Source organism: Deltaproteobacteria bacterium (assembly GCA_019309045.1).
Classification (GTDB): domain Bacteria; phylum Desulfobacterota; class Syntrophobacteria; order BM002; family BM002; genus JAFDGZ01.
This window is the reverse complement of the sequence record JAFDGZ010000008.1, coordinates 45,268-64,785: the sequence shown is the minus strand read 5'-3', so window position 1 is coordinate 64,785 and position 19,518 is coordinate 45,268. Positions and strand designations below refer to the sequence as shown.

The window sequence follows — 19,518 nt, the reverse complement described above, 5'->3', positions numbered from 1 at the left end:
TACCTGGCCGTGTCTCTGGCGCCAATGCTGTCCATGGCATAGATGATGCGGCGCTGCACCGGTTTCAGCCCGTCGCGGGCGTCGGGAAGGGCGCGTGAGACAATGGTGGAGAGTGCATAGGCGAGATAGCGGGATTCAACCTCTTCGTGCAGAATGGTCTGTGATACCGCCATAGGCAACACTTCTCCATCATCAGGGGGCTTGTTTCATGCAGATTGTTCTTGAGGGCGACTTTTAGCACCTGCGGTAGCTACTGTCAAGTTGCAACAGGCTAAAACATTTAGCAATTCACGACGCACCCCTAGAGGAGACAATCTCCAGTGGGCACAAAGAGGGGAGAAATCCTGGCAGCACGCCCAGATCACCCGAGCCATTTCCCTGCTGAGGTGCGGGCAATCGCCGGCAAACATGTTTGCGCCAATACCCTGGCTTCCTCTCAGGAAAGGTCGAGGCTGCAGCCTTTTTGCCATTGAAATCTTGCCTGTTTTGTTGTCTGATAGCTGTGATTGCTCACCCTAGCTGGAGAGGTGAACATGGCTGATATCATCCAACTGCTGGAGGAACTCTCTTGCACGCCCGGTCCACCTGGCGGCGAAGAACCTGTTGCTGCCCTGATGCGCTCCCGGCTGGCTGCTTGCTGCCACATACGACGCGATGGTCTGGGCTCTCTTATTGCCGAAAGAAGGGGAGATCGAGATACCCCCCGCCTCATGCTCACGGCTCACATGGACGAGGTGGGCTTCATGGTACAGGATATTCTTGCCCAGGGATACTTGCGGCTGCAGGCCCTGGGGGGTTGGCAGGTGCAGCAGTTGCCCGGGCAGCGTCTGCACATTCACGGCAGCAAGGGAGTTGTCGAGGGAATCGTTGGCTCCATACCGGTGCATTTCAAGAAGGAAGCTGACAGGCTGCAGCTGGAGGAGCTTTTTGTGGATGTGGGTGCTCAGTCTGCGGAAGAAGTCGAAGCCCTGGGTATACGGCTGGGAGATCTTGTTACTCCAGAAAGTCGCTTTGCCAGGTGGCACGGCAAACTGCTGGCAAACAAGGCCTGGGATGACCGGGTGGGATGCGCCATTCTGGTGCAGGTCCTTGCTGAACTGGAGACGCATCCCAATACTGTCCTTGGGGTTGGCACCGTGCAGGAAGAGGTGGGCTCCCGGGGCGCCGCAGCAGCGGTTGAGGTGGTAAAGCCCCAGGCTGCCGTGGTGCTGGAAGGTGCCCCGGCGGATGATCTGCCGGGGATTACCAGGGACAATCCCCAGGCTGTTCTGGGAAAAGGCTGCCAGATCAGACTCTATGACCCCTCCATCATAATTCATCGGCAGTTCTGGCAGTGGGTCACAGAGATCGCCCGCAGCCGCAATATTGCTCACCAGCTGGCTGTCCGGCGCAGCGGCGCCACCGATGCCCGGGCAATCCAGGCGGCCCGCGGCGGCATTCCCACGGTGGTTCTCTCTGTACCGGTTCGTTATGCTCACAGTCATAGCGGTCTCATCCATCTGGACGATGTGCTGGCCACCTTGGCATTGACAAAGGCAATTGTCGAGCTGCTGGATGAGAGGGCCTGGAAGGAATTGTTGCCGGCCTGACAAGGGTCGCCCGGAAGAATCGCCAGACTTTTCACAGTTTACCTCAGTTTCAGCGGCAGCTATTCCGCCTCAATAGCGAGGAGGCATGGAGACAACTTTCGGCAGCATCTATCTGACGGCTGATCTGCCTGGCACTGGCGGTCGGCTCAAAGTGCAGCCCGAAGATTTTGTGGTTGAGGAGGTCCCCCTTTACCAAGCAGCTGGTGAAGGGGACTTTGTCTTCCTGTTTGTGGAAAGCAGAGGTATGTCCACCCTGGACAAGGTGGCAGTTTTTCGCAAGCACTTTGGGCTGCAGGACCATGAGGTGGGGCTGGCTGGCTGGAAAGACAAGCAGGCAGTAAGCAGGCAGTGGATCTCACTGCCGCGGAAAAAGGTTACTGCTGGCGGCCTCAGTGAACTCGAGCGGCATGGCATAATTGTCCTGGCGCAGAAGTATCATGGACACAAGCTTCGAACGGGACACCTGCGAGGGAATAATTTCAAGGTTCTCATACGCGGCGCTGCCCCGGACTCGCTGCCACGCGCCCGACAGGTCATTGATCGCCTCCGAGCTGCAGGCATGCCCAATTTTTACGGGCCGCAGAGATTCGGTGCAGGCGGGCGCAATGCTGAGGATGGTCTGGCCATCCTGGTGGGCAGGAAGCGGCTGCGCTCCGCGCGCCAGCGCCGGCTCCTCATCAGTGCCGCCACTTCGCTGCTCTTCAACCTGACCCTGAAAGAGAGGCTGCAGCAGCAGTTGTTCAACCGCGTGCTTCTGGGTGACATCGCCAAGAAGCACGACACGGGCGGCCTCTTTACCGTCACTGAACCGGAGGTTGAACAGCCCAGAGCGGAGCGTCTGGAAATCAGCCCTACCGGCCCCATATGGGGCAAGAAAATGAGGCGTGCCCAGGGCGTCCCCGGCACCCTGGAGGAGGAGATTCTCAGGCGGGCCGGGCTGCAGCCGCAAATATTCAACAGGCAGCCCGGGAGCCGCAGGGTTTTCCGTATTCCCCTGGGAGAAGTAGAGCTGCAGCAGGAAAAAGAAGGGCTGCGGCTGTCATTTTTTCTGCCAAAGGGTTCCTATGCCACAGTGCTGCTCAGTGAGGTTATGAAGCCGTGAGTCATGTGTCGCCAACAGAGGCATGGCAGCAGATGCTGCTGGATAGGTGGCGGCCCGGAACCCTTGTAGTCACCTCCGGCAGCCGCCTGGCCCGGGCGCTTAAACACCGCCACCGTCTGCAGCAGCTTGCCGCTGCAAGACGCGGCTGGCTCACAGTCGAGGCCATGAGTTTGAACAACTGGCTGCAGCGCAGCTATGCCTCCCTCTGGGACAGTGAAGTGCCAGCCTCTTTGTTGCGGCGGCTGCAACTCTGGCAGGAGGCAGCTAGCCGGCAGCCGCCACCCGAGGATCTGTCTCTGGACTTCAATCTCCTGCGCATGCTGGAGCAAAGCTACACCGCCATGGTGCGCCACCGCCTGGATCCCACCAAGGTGATGAGCAGTTATCCTCTGCCTTTGCCCAAGTGGCGAGCCGCAGTGTGCCGGCAATTCAGGGCCGCCCTCCAAGAGCAGAAGCTGTGGCATCCCGCGGAGCTGCCGCTGAGAATGGCAGCGGCCATTCAGGAGGGGCGGCTGACCCTTCCCCAGACGGTCTTGTTGGCCGGCTTCGAAAAGCCGGCCCCCATCGAGGAGGATCTCTTCCGGGTTCTGTCCAGGCACACCAGGGTGGAATACTTTCCACTGCCACGACGAGGTTCCCCCTGCACTCGCGCCTTTTCTCTACCCGATATGAAAGCGGAAATTCATTATCTTTGTGAGCTTCTTGTCCAATTTTCCCAGGATACGAGGCCCGGTGCGGTGGGTGTGGTGGTGCCCAATTTGGAGCAGTATGCCGGGCCCTTACAGAAGATCCTGGACACTATCCTGGCGCAGCCAGCCACCCCTGGGGAGGCAACCTACAATATCACCCTGGGGAAGCCTCTCACTGGCCACCCTTTGGTCAGGGCAGCCCTTCTGCCCCTGCGTTTTGCCATGGAAAAGAACCATCGGCTCTTGATCTACTCTCTGCTGCAGTCTCCTTACTACGGCCAATGGCGAAGAGAGCGTCATCAGCTGGCGGTGCTGGACCGGCAATGGCGACGGCAGGATCCTGCAGCTCATGTAAATGCTCTCTTCAATCAGGCTCTACAGCTGCAGCCTGAACTCGCGCCCTTGCTCAATTCAGAGCAGGTCGATCTTGGCGAGTTGCTGGCCTCTGTCTGCCGGTCTGGAATTCGTTCTGCTGCTGGCTGGCAAGGATTCCTCGAGCAGGTCTGGCGGCGGCTGCAGTTTCCCGTTATGGCTGAAGAGGCGGACCATGTCGCCTTCAATCTCTTGCAGCAAGCTTTACATTCAGTGTCGGTTGAGCTGGCTGACCTCTCTCTTGACGCTGCCACCTTTCAGGGATGGCTGCATCAGGCGCTCTGCCAGGAGACTGTGCAGGTCGAAGCCAGTGAACATGCGGGTATTCAGATAATGGGCCTTATCGAAGCTCGCGGGCTTTCTTTTCAGCGGCTTTTCCTGGTGGGCATGACTCACACAGCGCTTCCCCAGCCGGTGCGCTCTTTTCCCCTGCTTGAACCTGGCGAACGGCAGCACATTCGGGGTGCCACCGTGGAAAGCCAATACGACTTTGCCTGGGCAGCCCTGGAGCAGCTGCTGTCTTCTGCTGGCGAAGTTTACCTGAGCAGTCCGGAGCAGGTGGGCCACGAGACAGTGCTGCCTACGCCGCTGTGGCGCCAGGCCTGGGAGCCTGTGGTCGACAACCTCTGGCAGCAGCCGAGTGCCGTCTGGGCAGCGGCACCCTGGGTGCGCTCCATGTGGCGCGGCCTGCAGCGATATCCAGCCGAGCAGTTCGGTGAAGAGAACCTGCCATTGCCTGTTTCCTTTCCGGAACAGCTGTCAGTGAGTGCGCTGGACACGGCCTGCCGCTGTCCATTCCTTTTTCTGGTGCAACACCTGTTGGACCTGGAACCACTGACCATCCCCCAGTTTGGCATCAGGGCTGAGGAGCGCGGCCAGCGGCTGCATGCGGCCCTGGCCTGTATTACCAGGCAGCTGCGGCCCCAGCTGCCTGAGAAGGGGCTCAGCTGGCAGGATATGCTGCCCTTCATAGAAGAGTGTCTGGAACAAGCTGTGGCTGACCTGACTGCCAGCCCTTACTGGCGGGTGGAGAGGCAGCGCTGGCTGAGCAGTTCGCAGGGGCTGATCCCTGCCTGGCTCGAGCAGGAAGCAGAAAGGATGGAGCAAGGGTGGCGCTGGCTGGCTGAAGAGATTTCCTTCACAGGTCTGAGGCTGAAAGGATGGCCGTGCACTTTTGCCGGCCGCATCGACCGGCTGGACCGGCATTCCACTGACGGGCTCTTCTGCTGGGATTACAAAACCGGCAGCAGTCCCACAGCGGCAGAAGTATTCGACCATGCCAGGGCGCCCCAGCTGCCTGCTTATCTGCGCGCCCTTCAGCAGGAATGCTTGCAGCCTGCCAATGAGCGGCTGCCAGCAGCGCAGCCCATGCAGGCGGGATATATAAGGCTCAAATCGGAAAAGGAGATAAAGCTGGACAACCTGCAGAAGAAGAGCGGCGACTGGCAGACATTCCTGGACATCTGGGAAGATCGCCTGGCAGAACTCGCCCAGGAGCTGCAGAAGGGCAATTTCTCCACAGCAGAGGCAGTGGGGAGTTGGCAACGCTCCCAGCAGCGATGGTGCCAGAACTGTTTTGCCAGAACCATCTGCCAGCGCAGCAGACGAGGATAGTCATAAAGAGATGAACAGCAGTATCCTTCCTGACGAGCCTGTGCGGCTGGCAGCGGTGGACATCCGGCGCAGCTTTCACCTGGAGGCACCTGCCGGCTCTGGCAAGACGTGGCTGCTGACCGCCCGCTTCCTGAATCTGTTGGCGGAAGTGGAGCACCCCGGCAACATCCTGGCCCTCACCTTTACCAACAAGGCGGCGGCAGAGATGAAGGCTCGCCTCAGGGAGCTTCTCGAGCGCGCTGGCCGCGGTGCAGCGGCTGCCAATGTCGCCGACGGGGTTCTGCTTGCCCAGGCCGCCCGAGTCTGCCGACGTCATGCAGCGCAATTACTTGCAGCACCGGACGGTCTGCAAGTCAAGACATTCCACAGCTTTTGTCTGGAGTTGGTACAGCGAGCCCCTCTGGAGGCAGGAATTCCACCTGGCAGTCGAGTAATGAGCGATGAGCAGCAGCGAGCTCTCCTCAGGGAGGCGGCAGATGAAACCATCAATCAACTGCTGGACCTTCATTCGACAGAACCGCGGCGCCAGGCGGTTGTCAACTGGCTGCTCAGACTCAACAACGACTCTGCAGCCTTGCAGCACCATGTGGTTGAGCTGCTGGCCAGAAGAGACCAGCTGGAGGATCTCCTGGAATTGATTGGCAGCCATCGACACAGGGCTTCCTTGGCAGAGGTCCTGCAGCAAAGGCTGGCAAGGCTGGTACAGCAACGACTCCATGCCTGCGCCAGGGCCCTGGCAGCAACCCCCTTGGGCAGGAACTGGCCTGCCTTCCTGGGACATCTGCATGAAAAGGGAGCCGCTGCCGGGCAATTGTTGCCAGCGGAGCTGGAGATTCGCTCCTGGCAGGTGCTTCCCAGCTGGCAAGCAGCAGCTGAGGTAATGACAACCAGGGCAGGCACGCTGCGAAAACGGCTGGGTCCGGCGACTGGCTTCTATGCGGGCTTCAACAAGAGCAGCTGGGCAGAGATGCTGGCAACGCTGCCCCCGGAAATTCCACTGCTGCTGCATGGACTCAAGGATCTGCCGCTGCCCGGGACCGGAGAACTTGATCTGGACTCTCTCTATGATCTGGTCCTGATAATGGGCGAGGCCGTGCGCATCTATGGCGATCTTTGTCGACAACAACTCCTGCTCGACTACATCGACCTGGAGCAGGGCGCCCTGCGAATCTTCAACCGTGAGAATCCCGCCGACTTGCATCTTTACCTCGACCAGAAGATCAAGCACCTGCTGGTTGACGAGTTTCAGGACACCAGCCGCAACCAGTGGCTGTTGATCCAATATCTCTGCGCAGGATGGCCTGCAGATTCGCACAGAACACTGATGCTTGTGGGTGACCCCAAACAGTCCATATACGGTTTCCGCAATGCCGAAGTCTCCCTGTTTGTCAAAGCAAAACAGGGCGTGCCTGTTGCTGGCATGGGGTTGTTTCCCCTGGAGAGTTTGCAGTTGCAAACGAACTTCCGCTCTCATCCTCTTCTGGTGGACTGGTGCAACCAGATTTTTGGCGAGACCATCATGGTGCACCCTGATCCGAGCGCTGATGAGGTAGAGTTCATCCAGGCAAAGGCGATCTCAAAAGCCGACGCAGCTCAGCTGTCGCTGGCCATTTTCTCTGAAGAACAAGAGGCTGCAGCACTCAGGAAAGCTGAAGCAGAGTGGCTGGCAGAGATGGTACGCAGCCAGGTGCAGGCAGGCGATTCAGGAGGCAGCATAGGGATTTTACTCTTTGCCAGAACTCCTCTGGCCGTCTATATGGCTGCCCTGCAGCAGGCAGGCGTTGCTGTACAGGTGCAGGAGGGCTTGTTACTTTCTGAACAGCCGGAGGTGCAGCATCTCCACCAGATAACTCTGGCGCTCAGCCGACCCCATGACGATGTGGCCTGGGCCTCTCTGCTGCGTTCACCCTGGTGCTACCTGACATTGGCTGACTTTGTTCAGGTGGCGAAGATTGCTGCCAGCAGCTGGCGTGCCAAGTGCTGTGCTGCAGCCGCAGAATTGCCTGCTGTTGCCGAGCTGTGGAATGCCATGCACAAGGCGCAGCAGCGATTGGGACGCCAGGAGCTGGCAACCCTGGTGGCCCGGGTCTGGCAGGATCTGGATGGGCCAGCAGCGGTGGCTGCCGCAAGCTCCACTGCCGGAGTCGCCAACTGTCGGCGTTATTTGGAGCTTCTGGCCGAAGCTGAAAAGGGCATTGCCGAGGAGACCATAGAGGAGATGGAGCTGCTGCTGGAAAATGCTTACTCGCCGGTGGATCCTGCCATTGCCGCAGCACCCGTGGAGATGATGACGGTTCACCGGGCCAAGGGCCTGGAATTCGACACAGTATATCTGCCATTTCTGGACTGGGATCCTCTGAGTGGTGCTGCTGGCTCGGGGCCGCCGTATCTCTTGGAGCGGCTGCCGGAGGCCGATGGTGAGTCTTTGCTAGCCCTTGCTCCTGACCGCCGCCAGCAGAACGACAGCAGTGTACGTCTGTTCAAGTTGCTGCAAGAGATCAGCCGGCGAAAACAACTTGCCGAAGCAAAGAGGCTTTTCTATGTGGCTGCCACCAGAGCAAAAAAAAGGCTTTGTCTCAGTGGCATCTGTGGTCGGGGGCCCAAGGGGCTCAAGCCGAGACAGCGCAGTCCTCTGCAATGGCTGCTCCAGCACCATGGCATTACTCTAGAGGCTGATGGTCAGCTGGCAGCAGCAAACAACAGTGTTGTCAATCTGCTGCTGAATCCTCAGACGTCTCCCAGTGTCAGCCCAAGATGCCCTGTGTCCACCCTGCCGCAGCCTCTGTACTTGAGAACTGAACCGCTGCCTTATAGCCTGGTGAAGCCGTCAGAGCTTGCTGAAATGGCGATTTGTGAGGGCGGCGAGGACTATGCCCGGGAAAGAGGGGTTGTCATTCACAGAATGCTCGAATCCCTTGGCCGCCAGCAGCCGCTGCCCACAGTGGAGGGAGTGGCCGCTGCCCTTGTGAGAGAAAAGGTCCCTGCAGCCAGAGCCTTTGACCTGGCGCAGGCAATTGTGCTCGAGGTGCAGACTTGTCTGCAGGAGCCTTTCTTTGCCTGGTTGCTGGGGGAGAGCCACACCAGGTCTTACTGTGAGATTCCTCTGGAAGACTGTCCTGGCCCGGGCAAGGTGCGGGCGGGAGTAATAGACCGCCTGGTATCAGATGGCGATGAGTGGTGGCTGGTGGACTACAAGACAGGCAGACCTGCAGCAAACGAGACGGTAGAATCTTTCCTGGCTAGAGAAGTAGAACATTACCGACCCCAGATCCTGGGGTACCGAGAAATGGCTGCCAGGAGCCTCGTGATTGACGCCTCAGAGATCCACGCCATACTGTACTTTACTGCTCTGCAGCGAAAAATAGAATTGTGAAGCGGCTGGTCCCTGGGCAGCCAGGGAGCTTGCCCTGGGACAGCCAACGGCACCTTGCAGCAAGGCAGGCTCAGGCATATTTTATTGAGCATCGGCGCCAGCCTTGCTGCTCTTCGAGTCGAAGACAGTGTAATAGATCTGCTCGCCTTGCTTGAAGGCCCGAGCAAGCTCCATATGACGCAAAGTGGCAAAGGCAGTCTTGAAGTCGTTTTCACCGAGGTGGAGCCTTCGCATCAGCTCTGCGGCAGTAAGGGGCCCTGATTCTTTCAGCATGTTGAGGATGCTCTGCTGCGTCGGCGTGAGCTGCATCCCCTGTCGGATGCTGCTCTTGGCAGTATGAACTGCCCAGGGATCACATGCCCTGGGTGGATTCAGGGCATCCAGGTAGCAATCCTCACAGAGGATTCTCCCCAGGTGTTCATATGTTTCATCTTCTGCAACAGCAGCACCGCATTCTGCACATTTGCTCATGGCACACCCCCAAGCAATCATTATAGCATCCAGCCGTAACCCTGCGCCCCAGAGTCTTGCCCCCATGGTCAACTCTCCTGAGGGAGTCATCAGTACTGCTTCCTTGTAGGGCCGGAGCTCGGGGCAACTGTGGCTATCTATAAGAAAATTAGAGCTGCCCCCGCTACTTGTCAACCCTGCAGGGGCGGTGCCCACCTTGTCGGGCCACATCTCTTCAGCTATTCTAAGCGAGCCGCACTCATAGAGGAACAGGCAGGGGTTGTTTTGCTCCAGGCGGATTTATGTTATACATTGTGCCTCGTTCATAAAAAGCGGCTGAATGGCAGAGAATGTTGCGGACAAAATGAACGGTTTGCAGGAAAGACATATTGGAGTTTTCTTCAATCTGATGGGGCCGCCGGACAAACATAATTAAATAGATTATAATTTCAATATATTATGGTTGCTCCAGCAACAGAGCTCCTCCCCTTCAGGGACGGCGCCAGAGGTTGGGCTGACACCCGTAATGCTGGATTGCTCGAACAAGGTTCACCACACAGGCAGGGGTGGAAAGGATGCACGGCCATGGAAAATGATGTACCTCAACAAGAGATATATTTCAAGGTGGGCGATGTGGTATGGCGGAAGGTGGGCCATTTCTATCAGAAAGGCACTATCACCGCCATTGATGGTGAGCGGATCACCCTGGGCAAGAAGGAAGTGGGGGTAGACGAGATCCTGCCGGCTTCTGTTTTCGCCGTGGCCGACGACATCCAGGGGCTCGCCTTTGAGGCTTCCATTTACGACTATCTGGTGTTTCGCACTTACAAGAGCAGCCGCATCATGGATATGGGCAGGACTGGAGAGCCGGAGGGCCTGTATGTGGAAAAACCTGTATGCGATCACTACCGCCGACAGCACTTCCCTAAGCACCCTACCGGCAGAGCAGCAGTACTCAGACTGCTGGCCGCTCTCGAGGAACAGGCCTGAGGAGAGCGAAATGGCGGCAGATAAAGAGGAAGATTCTGGTCCTGGACGCTTTTACAGGAGAGGGGGCTGCAGTGCTGCGTGGTGCTGTAAAGGAAATAGAGCAATGGCTGCAAGACATTCGCCGTGACTTTCACATGTATCCCGAGCTTCGCTTCCAGGAGAAGCGCACTGCGGCAAAGGTGGCAGAGTACCTGGAAGGTTTTGGGCTCGAGGTGAAGACAGGCGTTGGCGGTACAGGTGTGGTGGGGCTGTACCGCGGCAACCAGCCAGAAGGCCGGACCTTTGCTCTTCGCGCTGATATGGACGCTCTGCCCATTCAGGAAGAGAATGAGCTTCCCTTCAGCTCGCGCCATCCCGGGGTTATGCATGCCTGCGGCCATGATGCCCACATGGCCATGGTGCTGGGGGTAGCACGGCTGCTGTCGGAGTCTGCTGAGTTGCGCGAGCGGCTCAAAGGCAAGGTAAAATTGATTTTTCAGCCCGGTGAGGAAGGCGGCCATGGCGCCAGGCAGATGATTTCAGCGGGTGCCATGGAAAACCCAAGGGTGGATGTCATTGTGGCCGCCCACGTGGCGCCCCTGCTGCCTGTCGGTACAGTAGGTATCTACCTGAGGGAGGCATGCGCTTCGGCGGACTCTTTCGAGGTGCGAATTGTCGGTAAAGGCGCTCATGCAGCATATCCACACCTCAGCCTGGATCCAGTGCCTGCGGGCGCCCAGATCATAAGCGGACTGCAGACTCTCGTCAGCCGCAACACTGACCCGGGTGAAGGGCTGGTGTTGAGCGTGACGCAAGTGCGGGCAGGTACGGCCACCAATGTAATCCCTGACGAGATGTACCTTGCCGGCACCATCCGGGCGCTCAGTCCAGAAATTCGCCAATGGGCCCTGCAGAGACTCGAACAGGTGGTCCAGGGGGTGTGTCAGGCCCACTCCCTTGGCGCTGAAATCTCCTGGGGTGATGGCTATCCTCCCATGACCAATCACCAGGAAGTGAGCAGCTTCATAGCCCGGGTGGCTGCAGAAATGGTGGGACAAGAAAGGGTGCGCTACCGGAGGCCAAAATTTGGCAGTGAGGACTTCGGCTATTTCCTGAGCTGTGCTCCTGGCGCTGGCTTTGATCTTGGATGTGCCAATGAGGAAAAAGGCATCAGGCAGATGCTCCATACCTGCCGTTTTGATCTGGACGAGGATGTACTCGGCCTGGGTGTGGAGCTCTACCTGCGGCTTCTGGAAAAATACTTTGCCGATCCTTCTGCAGCCTGCTCTGCCTAACGAACATGGGCATCTGGAGGAGAAGCTGCTCCTTTTCTCGCCAGCTTGAACAAGATGATCTCATTCCGCAATGTAAGAAAGTCCTATGGCAAGCACGATGTACTGCTGGACTGTTCTTTTCACTTGAGTCAGGGCGAACGCCTGGGCATCATTGGAGTTAACGGTTCCGGCAAGAGCACCATTTTCAGGCTTCTCCTCGGCCTTGATCACCCTGACCAGGGGCAGATTTCAGTGCCCAAGAACCTGCGCTTCGGGTATCTTCCCCAGGATGTCCTCCAGTTCACCGGCAAGACGGTGCTCGAGCAGGTTATGGACGTGGCCGGCGATGTTCTGGCCATAGAAAAGGAGCTTGCTCAACTGGCCGTTAAGCTCGCCGGGCCGCTTTCTGAGCAGGAGTCCATGGCTGCTGCCGCCAGACAGAGCCGCCTGCTGGAAGAATACCATCTCCTAGGCGGCTACCAGCTCGAGTCGACAGCACGGCGAGTGCTGGCAGGCCTCGGCTTTTCACAGCAGGATATGACTCGGCCGGTGGAGGAGATGAGCGGCGGCTGGGCCATGCGGGTAGCCCTGGCCAGACTCCTGCTTTCAGAACCTGATGTGCTGCTGCTGGATGAACCAACCAATCATCTGGATCTCGACTCCCTTCTCTGGCTGGAGGAGTATCTGCGCACCATCCCCTCGACGCTCATGGTAATATCTCACGATCGGGCCTTCCTGGACCGCATCAGTCAGCGGCTCCTTGAGGTGGAAAATGGCCAGGTAACAAGTTATCCGGGCAATTACCAGCGCTATCTGGAGGAAAAAGAGAAACACCTGCAGGCGCAATGGGCCGCCTATCGCCAGCAGCAGGAGCAGATTCGTCAGATCAACAGATTCATCGATCGCAACCGGGCTCGCAAAGATAGAGCCCGGCAGGTGCAGGCGCGCCTGAAGACGCTTGATAAAATGGAAAGGATTCAACCGCCTTCGTCTCCCCTGGAGTTCAGTTTTCGTTTTCCTCCGCCACCGCGGGCACCGCGCGTCCTGTTGGAACTGCGGGATATTTGCAAGAGCTATGGCGAGGTGGTGGTGTATCGCCATCTCAATGTTGCTGTGCAGCGGGGGGACCGCTTTGCCCTCATCGGCCCGAACGGCGCCGGCAAGACTACTCTGCTCAGGCTGATGGCGGGAGTTCTGGCTCCAGAGAGTGGCCAGGTGCACCTCTCTCGTGGTGTGGTCATTGGCTATTTTGCCCAGCAGCAGCTGGAGCTGCTCAATCCGCAGCATACTGTTCTGGAATCATTGAGCTCTGTAGCCGGTGATATGGCACACGGCCAGTTGCGCAGCCTGCTGGGAGCCTTTCTCTTCCGCGGCCACGATGTGGAAAAACGGGTGGCTGTGTTGAGCGGCGGCGAAAGGAGCCGCCTCCTGTTGTGTCACCTCCTGGCGCAGCAGACGAATCTGCTCATTCTCGACGAACCCACCAACCATCTCGACATCAATGGCCGACGCGTTCTTGAACAGGCGCTCCAGGGGTATTCTGGCAGCATCTGCTTCGTGAGCCACGACCGCCGCTTCATCAATGCTGTAGCCAATAAAATCATGGTGGTCAACCACGGCAGGGTTGAGACTTTTCCCGGCAACTTCGATGACTATGAAGAGATATGGAAGAAGCGTCTTCAGCCTGCTCAAAGTGCTATGGAGTCTCGCCCCACGAGAGTCCAGGATGCCAGCGCTCAGAAGAAAAGCAAAAAGAGAAAACAGCTGGAAGCCAACTGGCGCAATGAACTCTACCGTTTGAAGGCGCCTCTGACCCAGAAGCTGGATGATATCGAGAAGCAGATCGATGCTGCGGCCTTGCGGCTGGAAGAATTGAGCACTCTGCTGGCCGCGCCGGAGACATACCACAACGGTGGCAGTGTGCAGGAACTGAGCCGGGAATATCAGCACTTGAAAGGCAACCTGGAGAAATGGAATGAACAGTGGGAGAAAACGGCTCTCGAACTGGAGGCCCTGGAGGAATTTTTCTGGGAGCAAAAACAAAGAGAAACCGCTGACTAGTGCAGGCCTGCGCAGCAGCCAGCTTCAGAGGGCCTCTGTGCTGCAGATCTTGGCAGCGAAGGCGGAGACCTGTGCACGGCTCTCTTCACCCAGGGCCTCGGGCGAGGTGCAAAAGGGCACAATCAGTTCGCCCACGGGTCTGGCCAGAAGATAGGCTGCAAAGCGGTGGAACATCTCGACGATGAGATCCGCATTGTTTTCCAGTGGACCGGCGCAGGTCACCAGGAGTGCAGTGCGGTGCTCCTGGATCAGGGATTCTGGTTCTCCCACGTCATAGCCCGTTACCAGACAGAAGTGGCGGTCGAGGAGGACTTTTAGCTGGCCAGGAAAACTCCAGCAGTAGAGAGGGCAGGAATAGAGGATAAGATCGGAGGCAACCATCTGTTCAAAGATGAACAAGGCGTCATCTCTTTGCACACAGCCGGGTTCATCTGCGACTTGCTGACAGTTGCTGCAGCCGAGACAGCCTGCCACTTTCTTGTCAATGACATTGATCCGTTGGACCCTGTGTCCCCGAGTCTGCAAGGCCTCCTCCACCCAACTGAGAACCGTGGCTGTGTTACCTTTCTGCCGCGGACCGCCAAAGAGAGACAGTACCTTCACAAGCACCCCCGGATATCACGCTGGCAAATTTTGCTGTTGTGCCGTGCAATGGCCTGGCTGTAGTTGCCTGGTTCTAGCCAACCTGGGAGCCACTCCTGGAGGCTGGCCATTCATTATCCTTGAAACCTGTTGAAAAAGGTCACTTCATCAAGAGCTTTCTTTCTGGGTGCGGGTCTTTCATCTGAATAACCCGCCGCTACCAGGGCGATCAGGGTGTAAGGTTGCGGAACATTGAGAAGCTTGCGGACGGCTTCGGCGTACTCTTTTTTGTGTCCTGCCACCCAGCAGCTGCCTATGCCGTGAGCAGTGCAGGCCAGCAGGATGTTTTCCGTGGCAGCAGAGCCGTCCTCCAGGAAATATTTCTGGGTAGAATCAGCAAATACTGCAAAGCACACGGCGCAATCCTTGATGAACTTGCCATAGTCAGCCAGCTGGGCAATCTGTTGTTTGAGCTCCGGGTCGGTGACTGCCCCGAAGAGCCAGGGTTGAATGTTGATCGCCGTGGGCGCCAACCGGGCGCAGTCCAATATGTCACTGATTATCTCTACAGGGATCGGCTCAGAGGAAAATCTTCGGATGCTCCGACGCCTCTTGATGACCTCGATCAAGTCGTTCATTGCAGTCCCCCGATACGCAGACTTTTGCAAATATTTTTCTCTAGTAGCATAAATTCGATAGAACGGGAATAGTTAAAATAATGCCTGTCACTCCGGTGAGATGGCCCAAAATTTGCTTTGTCTGAGCATCTCAGTGAAGCGGTGCAAAACTACCAAGGGATAAAATGTCTTATTTCGATATGCGGCGTCGGAAAGGAGGTTGGGGTGTATACGCGAAGAACAGTAATTGTCGGTTTCCTTTTGTTGTCTGGCTTGTCTCTTGTGGGTATGCCGGAAACACTCTCTCAAGCCAGGGGGGCGTCGCTGATTGAAATCATCTTTCCTCTACTGCTGGATTCTGATGATCAGGTTTGTGTCGATGCCGACAAGGATGGTTATTTCGAGCAGGACAACTGCGGCCAAGCTGCTGTTGACTGTGACGACGGTGACCCGGAGGTCTATCCTGGCGCCCAGGAGCGCTGCGACGACAAAGACAATGACTGTGATGCAGAAATCGACGAGGAGGGTGCGACTGGCTGCACAACGTATTATCTGGACAATGACAACGACGGATATGGAACTTCTGGCAGCGGCAGATGTCTGTGCGCCCCCTCGGGCGGTTATACGTCTACCCAGGATGGAGACTGCAACGACAGTGAGGCGGCCGTCAATCCGGGGGCTTCTGAGGACTGTGACGATGGCATCGACAATGACTGCGACGGCAAGCAAGATGAACAGGACTCCGACTGTTCCCAATGCTTAGACCCCTCATACAATGACACTTGCGCAAACACTACATATCTGGGAACTATTCGTGAGGTGGATGGAGAGGTCACCTTGACCGCGACTATCTATCCGCAAGATGACGTGGACTATTTCAGGTTTGAAGCTGAAGAAGGGACTAGTGGTTGCATACCGTTTATGGACCAGGATTTAACTGTGCGAATTCGCTTGACTCCCCCCCAGGGCGCTGACTGCAGAGACTATGATCTCCACCTGTATGACGAGCAGTGCAGCAGTTTAGAATCCTCGCAAGGGGCAGCATGCGACGAAGAAGTCATTATCTATACCTGGGACGGCATGTGTGGCATGGATGATTCACGCTACTTCCGGGTGGCTGTGGAACCGTGGGCGGGCGCTTTCAGCTGTACTTCCTATACGATAGTAATTGATATGTGGGAGGAATAGATCTCCAAGGAGGTTTGCTCGAGTGGACTGTTGCGGGCAGCTGTTGGCTGCCAGGCACTGACAATTTACTGGTATATCAACAGAATCTCTCCTGGAGGCATCAGGCGCAATAGTTGACTTTTTCCCGGGAAAATGATAGCAAGAAACATCCGGAGGGATGGCCGAGTGGTTTAAGGCGGCGGTCTTGAAAACCGTTGTCCCGTGATGAGCGGGACCGTGGGTTCGAATCCTACTCCCTCCGCCAGCCACTGTCACATAAGAGTTTCCGGAGAGATGGCCGAGTCGGCTGAAGGCGCTCGCCTGCTAAGCGAGTGTACAGTTGAAAGCTGTACCGTGGGTTCGAATCCCACTCTCTCCGCCACAGGATAGAAAAGGGGCGTCCAGCATGGTGATGGGGACGCCCCTTTTATTCGTAGAAAGCTGCGATCCTGTCCGCCACGTAGTCCAGTTGTGCTTTTTCGAGCTCCGGATACACAGGGAGTGCAAGAGTTTCCCTTGCTGCCTTCTCGCTCTCCGGAAAATCACCCTCATCATAGCCAAGTTCAGAAAAACAAGGCTGCAGGTGGAGGGGCAGAGGATAATACACTGCGGTACCTACACCCTGTTCAGCCAGATATCTTCTGAGCTCGTCCCGTTGATGAGCCCGTATGACGTACTGGTTGTACACGTGTCCATAATAGGGTGGGCCCGGTTCCTCCTTGCCTGTTTCAGCCATATTCTGAAGGCCTTCTTCCCAGACCGCCCTAGGCAGAGTAAGCCGCTCTTTATCCTGAAGGCCGGCTTGCAAGAACAGGGTCTCGTAGTATTTTGCATGAGCTCTTCTCTTAACTGTCCATTCATCGAGATGGCCAAGCTTGGCCAGCAGTATAGCGGCCTGTAAGGTGTCCAGGCGGAAGTTGCCGCCCAGTTTCACATGGTAATTTTTTCCCTGGGCGCCGTGCACTCTCAGTATCCCGAGAGTCTCCGCTGTCTTTCTATTACTGGTCGTCACCAGGCCGCTGTCGCCAGCCCCTCCGAGATTTTTGGTGGGGAAGAAGGAAAAGCAGCCAAATTCGCCCAGTGAGCCGCACCGTGCCCAGCCAGATTTTTCCTCGAACGGATACCCGGCGCCGATTGCTTGCGCAGCGTCTTCGATAACAACCAGGTTATACTCTCCGGCGAGAATCAGAAGTGGTTCCATGTCGGCACATTGTCCGTAAAGGTGTACAGGAATGATGCCTCGGACCCACGTAGCTGTCCGCTTGTGCTGCAAGCGACCTTCCGCAGAATGCCAGCGGCACTCCTGGTCGAAGAACCTCTGCACCGCCCCGGAATCAATGGTGTAGCTCACCGGATCAATGTCCACAAAAAGCGGTCTTGCCCCCACACGGGCGATTGCCCCGGCGGTTGCCACAAAGGTGTATGGTGTAGTGATCACGCCATGGCCGAGGCCAATGCCAGCGGTCATCAGGGAAATAAGCAGGGCATCTGTGCCCGAGGACACGCCGACCGCGTATTGACAGCCGCAGTATTTGGCCAGGGCCCTCTCCAGCCGGGCAACCTGCGGACCGAGGATGAACAGTTGAGAATCCATGACCTCCTGGAAAGCTTGTTCGAGCTCTCTCTTGATCTGGCGGTACTGTGCCTTGAAATCGATAAATGGTACTTGGAATGACTTCATCGAATAAACTGTCCTCCAGATATAAGCTGGAAATCCCTCTGGCAGGTCTTTGCACCGGTGTGCCTCTGCCGCTTCAAGCCTCATTTTTGATTTCGGTTCAGAATAGTTACTGCTGGAAGGTTGTCAAGCTCTTTTAACAAGGAATTCCTTTGGCCCTCACAGCAACTGCTCGCTTGTCTGCCATGAAAAACTAGCAGCACTCTGCAGTTTCAGAATCTGGGGTAGAGATCTATATCTCAACAAAGTAAGTGAAAAGGGCGAGGGACAGCTGTGTTGAAAATCTTCCTGATCTATTCGCAAGTTATGAGTTCTTTATTTTCCTCATAGGTCCTCATGCCGATCCCTTTGACCTGCATTATGTCTTCCGGCTTTTGAAATGGACCATGGGCGGCCCTGTATTCGACAATTCTCTGGGCATATGAAGGTCCAATGCGTTTCAATGTAGATAGCTGTTCCACGGTAGCAGTGTTGATGTTGATCTTCTCCTGCTCCTGGGCGCAGATTGTGCCGCTCCACAGCACGGTACAGAAGCAAATGACCAGGACCAGGGAAAACAATCTGGTGTGCGTCTTTGTCATGATTTTCTCCTTTCCTTTGCAGCAGGTGCCCCTCGCCTGATAACACGGCAGTGCTGACGCAAACTAAACCAGTGGCACAATTGGCAGTGGTCAAAGTAGGAGACGCATAAAGAGAGCGCTGCCTTGCGGTCTGCCATGGCAATTTCAAGAAGAACTGGCCACACCGAGCTGGCAGTGCCGCTCCCCACAGTGCACGTCGACTTACAGCAGAGCAGAGAGCAAGCAGGGCTATCAGCGGGGAATAAAAGGAGTTGCAAATTTCCGGTCTGTGCCCCGAGCAGCCGAAGAGTGCGCCCTCACAGCGATGCCTGTGCACCTGCCCTTCATCACAAGTTGCCTTACGCTGAGCGCCTTAATTGGACCTGGCAACAGGTATCGCTTGCAGAGTATGTAGGTTACGCGAACTGCATCTTTGCTGTCAAGGAGAAATCTGGCTCAGGAGTGTTCCCAGAGCGCCCAAGGCAGCTCTGCCATTGAGGCAAATCAAATTCCTGTTTGCACAGTTCTTGCAGTAGATTTGCCTGCAGCCGCTGGCTTTCATACTTCGAGCACGGAGTTTGTTGTGCAACAGCAGGACCACAAAGGTGCTAACGAATCCTGGCGACCAGACTATCTTGGCAACTGGCCGCGACTACCAGCGGGGTCCCGCCGGCAGCTGGCTCGCATTGCGCCTCGCGAGGCATTCCAGCAACTTCTTTCCGAAACAGACGAACAGGTGCTCATGGCCTTCCTGGAAAACGAAGGTCTTACCCAGGCTGAAATTCTGGTGCTCATAGACCGTTGTCGCTCACCACAGCTTCTGGAAAAAATCAGCCGAACAGGCAAATGGTATGCCAACCATGCCATAAAGAGGCGTTTGTTGACAAACCCTATCCTGCCGTACGATACGGCCTTCAGAATTCTTCGCTATCTTCCCTTCGTGGAGCTTCGGCGCCTGATGCAGGACATCAATCTGCCCAGTGAGGTGCGCCAGAGGGCGCGTGAATGTCTGGGCACAGCCTTCAGGAGACTTTCCGAAGCAGAAACTTCTGCGGTTTTTCTCGACAGTGAAGGAAGGATACTGCATGAACTCACTGCCCTGAGCGGCAAAGACCAGCGGGTATTGCTCAGATTGTTGCACCGTCCGAATATCTCACGCTTTTTCGTCTTGCAGGTAGCACGCTCGCCTCTGGCTCCGAGGGCAGCACTCGAATATATTGCCCGGAGGCAGAAGTGGCAGAGAGACGCTACTATACGTCGAGCCCTGCTCAGCCATGCAAAACTTCCTCCTGAGGTAAGAAAATTCCTGAAACAGTAGGCCACTGAGCTGAAGTAGTAAAGTGCTGTCGTCCAGCAAAAGAGCACTGGCAGTTCTCCGGCTGCGACCCCAGGCGCCGTCGTATACGAGGGGATGTGGCCCG

The 19,518-nt window shown here is 56.7% G+C and carries 15 protein-coding genes and 2 tRNA genes; 11 read left to right on the top strand and 6 right to left on the bottom strand.

Annotated features, from left to right (window positions below):
- The coding region (locus tag JRI89_03230; protein ID MBW2070245.1) for a hypothetical protein at positions 1 to 173 on the bottom strand (173 nt) is incomplete at its 3' end.
- 360 nt (positions 174 to 533) lie between these two features.
- On the opposite strand from JRI89_03230, the gene JRI89_03225 reads away from it, so the two are divergent.
- From JRI89_03225 to JRI89_03210, 4 genes are all read left to right on the top strand, one after another.
- Positions 534 to 1,589, top strand: coding sequence for a M42 family metallopeptidase (locus tag JRI89_03225; GenBank protein MBW2070244.1), 1,056 nt, complete (start codon positions 534 to 536; stop codon positions 1,587 to 1,589).
- 85 nt (positions 1,590 to 1,674) lie between these two features.
- Positions 1,675 to 2,691, top strand: a complete 1,017-nt coding sequence (locus JRI89_03220; protein MBW2070243.1) for a tRNA pseudouridine(13) synthase TruD — start codon at positions 1,675 to 1,677, stop codon at positions 2,689 to 2,691.
- Positions 2,688 to 5,366, top strand: a complete 2,679-nt coding sequence (locus JRI89_03215) for a PD-(D/E)XK nuclease family protein (protein MBW2070242.1) — start codon at positions 2,688 to 2,690, stop codon at positions 5,364 to 5,366. Before JRI89_03220 ends, JRI89_03215 begins: the two co-directional genes overlap by 4 nt.
- A 10-nt stretch (positions 5,367 to 5,376) precedes the next feature.
- Positions 5,377 to 8,739 (top strand): UvrD-helicase domain-containing protein, encoded by a 3,363-nt coding sequence (locus JRI89_03210; protein MBW2070241.1) that lies wholly within the window; start codon positions 5,377 to 5,379, stop codon positions 8,737 to 8,739.
- Between the two features lie 81 nt (positions 8,740 to 8,820).
- Here the strand turns inward: JRI89_03210 and JRI89_03205 are convergent, their stop codons facing one another.
- On the bottom strand, positions 8,821 to 9,210 hold the full coding sequence (locus tag JRI89_03205; GenBank protein ID MBW2070240.1) for a hypothetical protein: 390 nt from the start codon (positions 9,208 to 9,210) through the stop codon (positions 8,821 to 8,823).
- A gap of 564 nt (positions 9,211 to 9,774) precedes the next feature.
- Here JRI89_03205 and JRI89_03200 point away from each other — a divergent pair.
- From JRI89_03200 to JRI89_03190, 3 genes are all read left to right on the top strand, one after another.
- Positions 9,775 to 10,179: a hypothetical protein gene (locus JRI89_03200; protein ID MBW2070239.1), complete on the top strand. Its 405-nt coding sequence runs from the start codon at positions 9,775 to 9,777 to the stop codon at positions 10,177 to 10,179.
- Between the two features lie 71 nt (positions 10,180 to 10,250).
- Positions 10,251 to 11,453 (top strand): amidohydrolase, encoded by a 1,203-nt coding sequence (locus tag JRI89_03195; protein MBW2070238.1) that lies wholly within the window; start codon positions 10,251 to 10,253, stop codon positions 11,451 to 11,453.
- Between the two features lie 54 nt (positions 11,454 to 11,507).
- Positions 11,508 to 13,493 (top strand): ABC-F family ATP-binding cassette domain-containing protein, encoded by a 1,986-nt coding sequence (locus tag JRI89_03190; protein ID MBW2070237.1) that lies wholly within the window; start codon positions 11,508 to 11,510, stop codon positions 13,491 to 13,493.
- 24 nt (positions 13,494 to 13,517) lie between these two features.
- On the opposite strand, the gene JRI89_03185 is transcribed toward JRI89_03190, so the two are convergent.
- Both JRI89_03185 and JRI89_03180 read right to left on the bottom strand, forming a co-directional pair.
- Positions 13,518 to 14,096 carry a flavodoxin family protein gene (locus JRI89_03185; GenBank protein ID MBW2070236.1) on the bottom strand — a complete coding sequence of 193 codons (579 nt, stop codon included), beginning with the start codon at positions 14,094 to 14,096 and terminating at the stop codon, positions 13,518 to 13,520.
- A gap of 113 nt (positions 14,097 to 14,209) precedes the next feature.
- Positions 14,210 to 14,713 (bottom strand): nitroreductase family protein, encoded by a 504-nt coding sequence (locus JRI89_03180; protein MBW2070235.1) that lies wholly within the window; start codon positions 14,711 to 14,713, stop codon positions 14,210 to 14,212.
- Between the two features lie 204 nt (positions 14,714 to 14,917).
- On the opposite strand from JRI89_03180, the gene JRI89_03175 reads away from it, so the two are divergent.
- From JRI89_03175 to JRI89_03165, 3 genes are all read left to right on the top strand, one after another.
- Positions 14,918 to 15,880, top strand: a complete 963-nt coding sequence (locus JRI89_03175) for a putative metal-binding motif-containing protein (GenBank protein MBW2070234.1) — start codon at positions 14,918 to 14,920, stop codon at positions 15,878 to 15,880.
- 151 nt (positions 15,881 to 16,031) lie between these two features.
- Positions 16,032 to 16,124: transfer RNA gene (locus JRI89_03170), tRNA-Ser, on the top strand.
- 23 nt (positions 16,125 to 16,147) lie between these two features.
- Positions 16,148 to 16,241, top strand: a tRNA-Ser gene (locus tag JRI89_03165).
- Between the two features lie 45 nt (positions 16,242 to 16,286).
- Here JRI89_03165 and JRI89_03160 read toward each other — a convergent pair.
- Both JRI89_03160 and JRI89_03155 read right to left on the bottom strand, forming a co-directional pair.
- On the bottom strand, positions 16,287 to 17,540 hold the full coding sequence (locus JRI89_03160) for a DegT/DnrJ/EryC1/StrS family aminotransferase (protein MBW2070233.1): 1,254 nt from the start codon (positions 17,538 to 17,540) through the stop codon (positions 16,287 to 16,289).
- Positions 17,541 to 17,830: 290 nt separating this feature from the next.
- Entirely contained in the window at positions 17,831 to 18,118 is a 288-nt protein-coding gene (locus tag JRI89_03155) for a ComEA family DNA-binding protein (protein MBW2070232.1), read from the bottom strand.
- A 562-nt stretch (positions 18,119 to 18,680) separates the two neighbouring features.
- On the opposite strand from JRI89_03155, the gene JRI89_03150 reads away from it, so the two are divergent.
- Complete coding sequence (locus tag JRI89_03150) at positions 18,681 to 19,415, top strand: hypothetical protein (GenBank protein ID MBW2070231.1); 735 nt, start codon at positions 18,681 to 18,683, stop codon at positions 19,413 to 19,415.
- The last annotated feature ends 103 nt before the right edge of the window (positions 19,416 to 19,518 follow it).

Coding starts and splice junctions, on each gene's coding strand:
- JRI89_03225 (MBW2070244.1), top strand. CDS start 534: ATGGCTGATATCATCCAACTGCTGGAGGAACTCTCTTGCACGCCCGGT.
- JRI89_03220 (MBW2070243.1), top strand. CDS start 1,675: ATGGAGACAACTTTCGGCAGCATCTATCTGACGGCTGATCTGCCTGGC.
- JRI89_03210 (MBW2070241.1), top strand. CDS start 5,377: ATGAACAGCAGTATCCTTCCTGACGAGCCTGTGCGGCTGGCAGCGGTG.
- JRI89_03205 (MBW2070240.1), bottom strand. CDS start 9,210: ATGAGCAAATGTGCAGAATGCGGTGCTGCTGTTGCAGAAGATGAAACA.
- JRI89_03200 (MBW2070239.1), top strand. CDS start 9,775: ATGGAAAATGATGTACCTCAACAAGAGATATATTTCAAGGTGGGCGAT.
- JRI89_03190 (MBW2070237.1), top strand. CDS start 11,508: ATGATCTCATTCCGCAATGTAAGAAAGTCCTATGGCAAGCACGATGTA.
- JRI89_03180 (MBW2070235.1), bottom strand. CDS start 14,713: ATGAACGACTTGATCGAGGTCATCAAGAGGCGTCGGAGCATCCGAAGA.
- JRI89_03160 (MBW2070233.1), bottom strand. CDS start 17,540: ATGAAGTCATTCCAAGTACCATTTATCGATTTCAAGGCACAGTACCGC.
- JRI89_03155 (MBW2070232.1), bottom strand. CDS start 18,118: ATGACAAAGACGCACACCAGATTGTTTTCCCTGGTCCTGGTCATTTGC.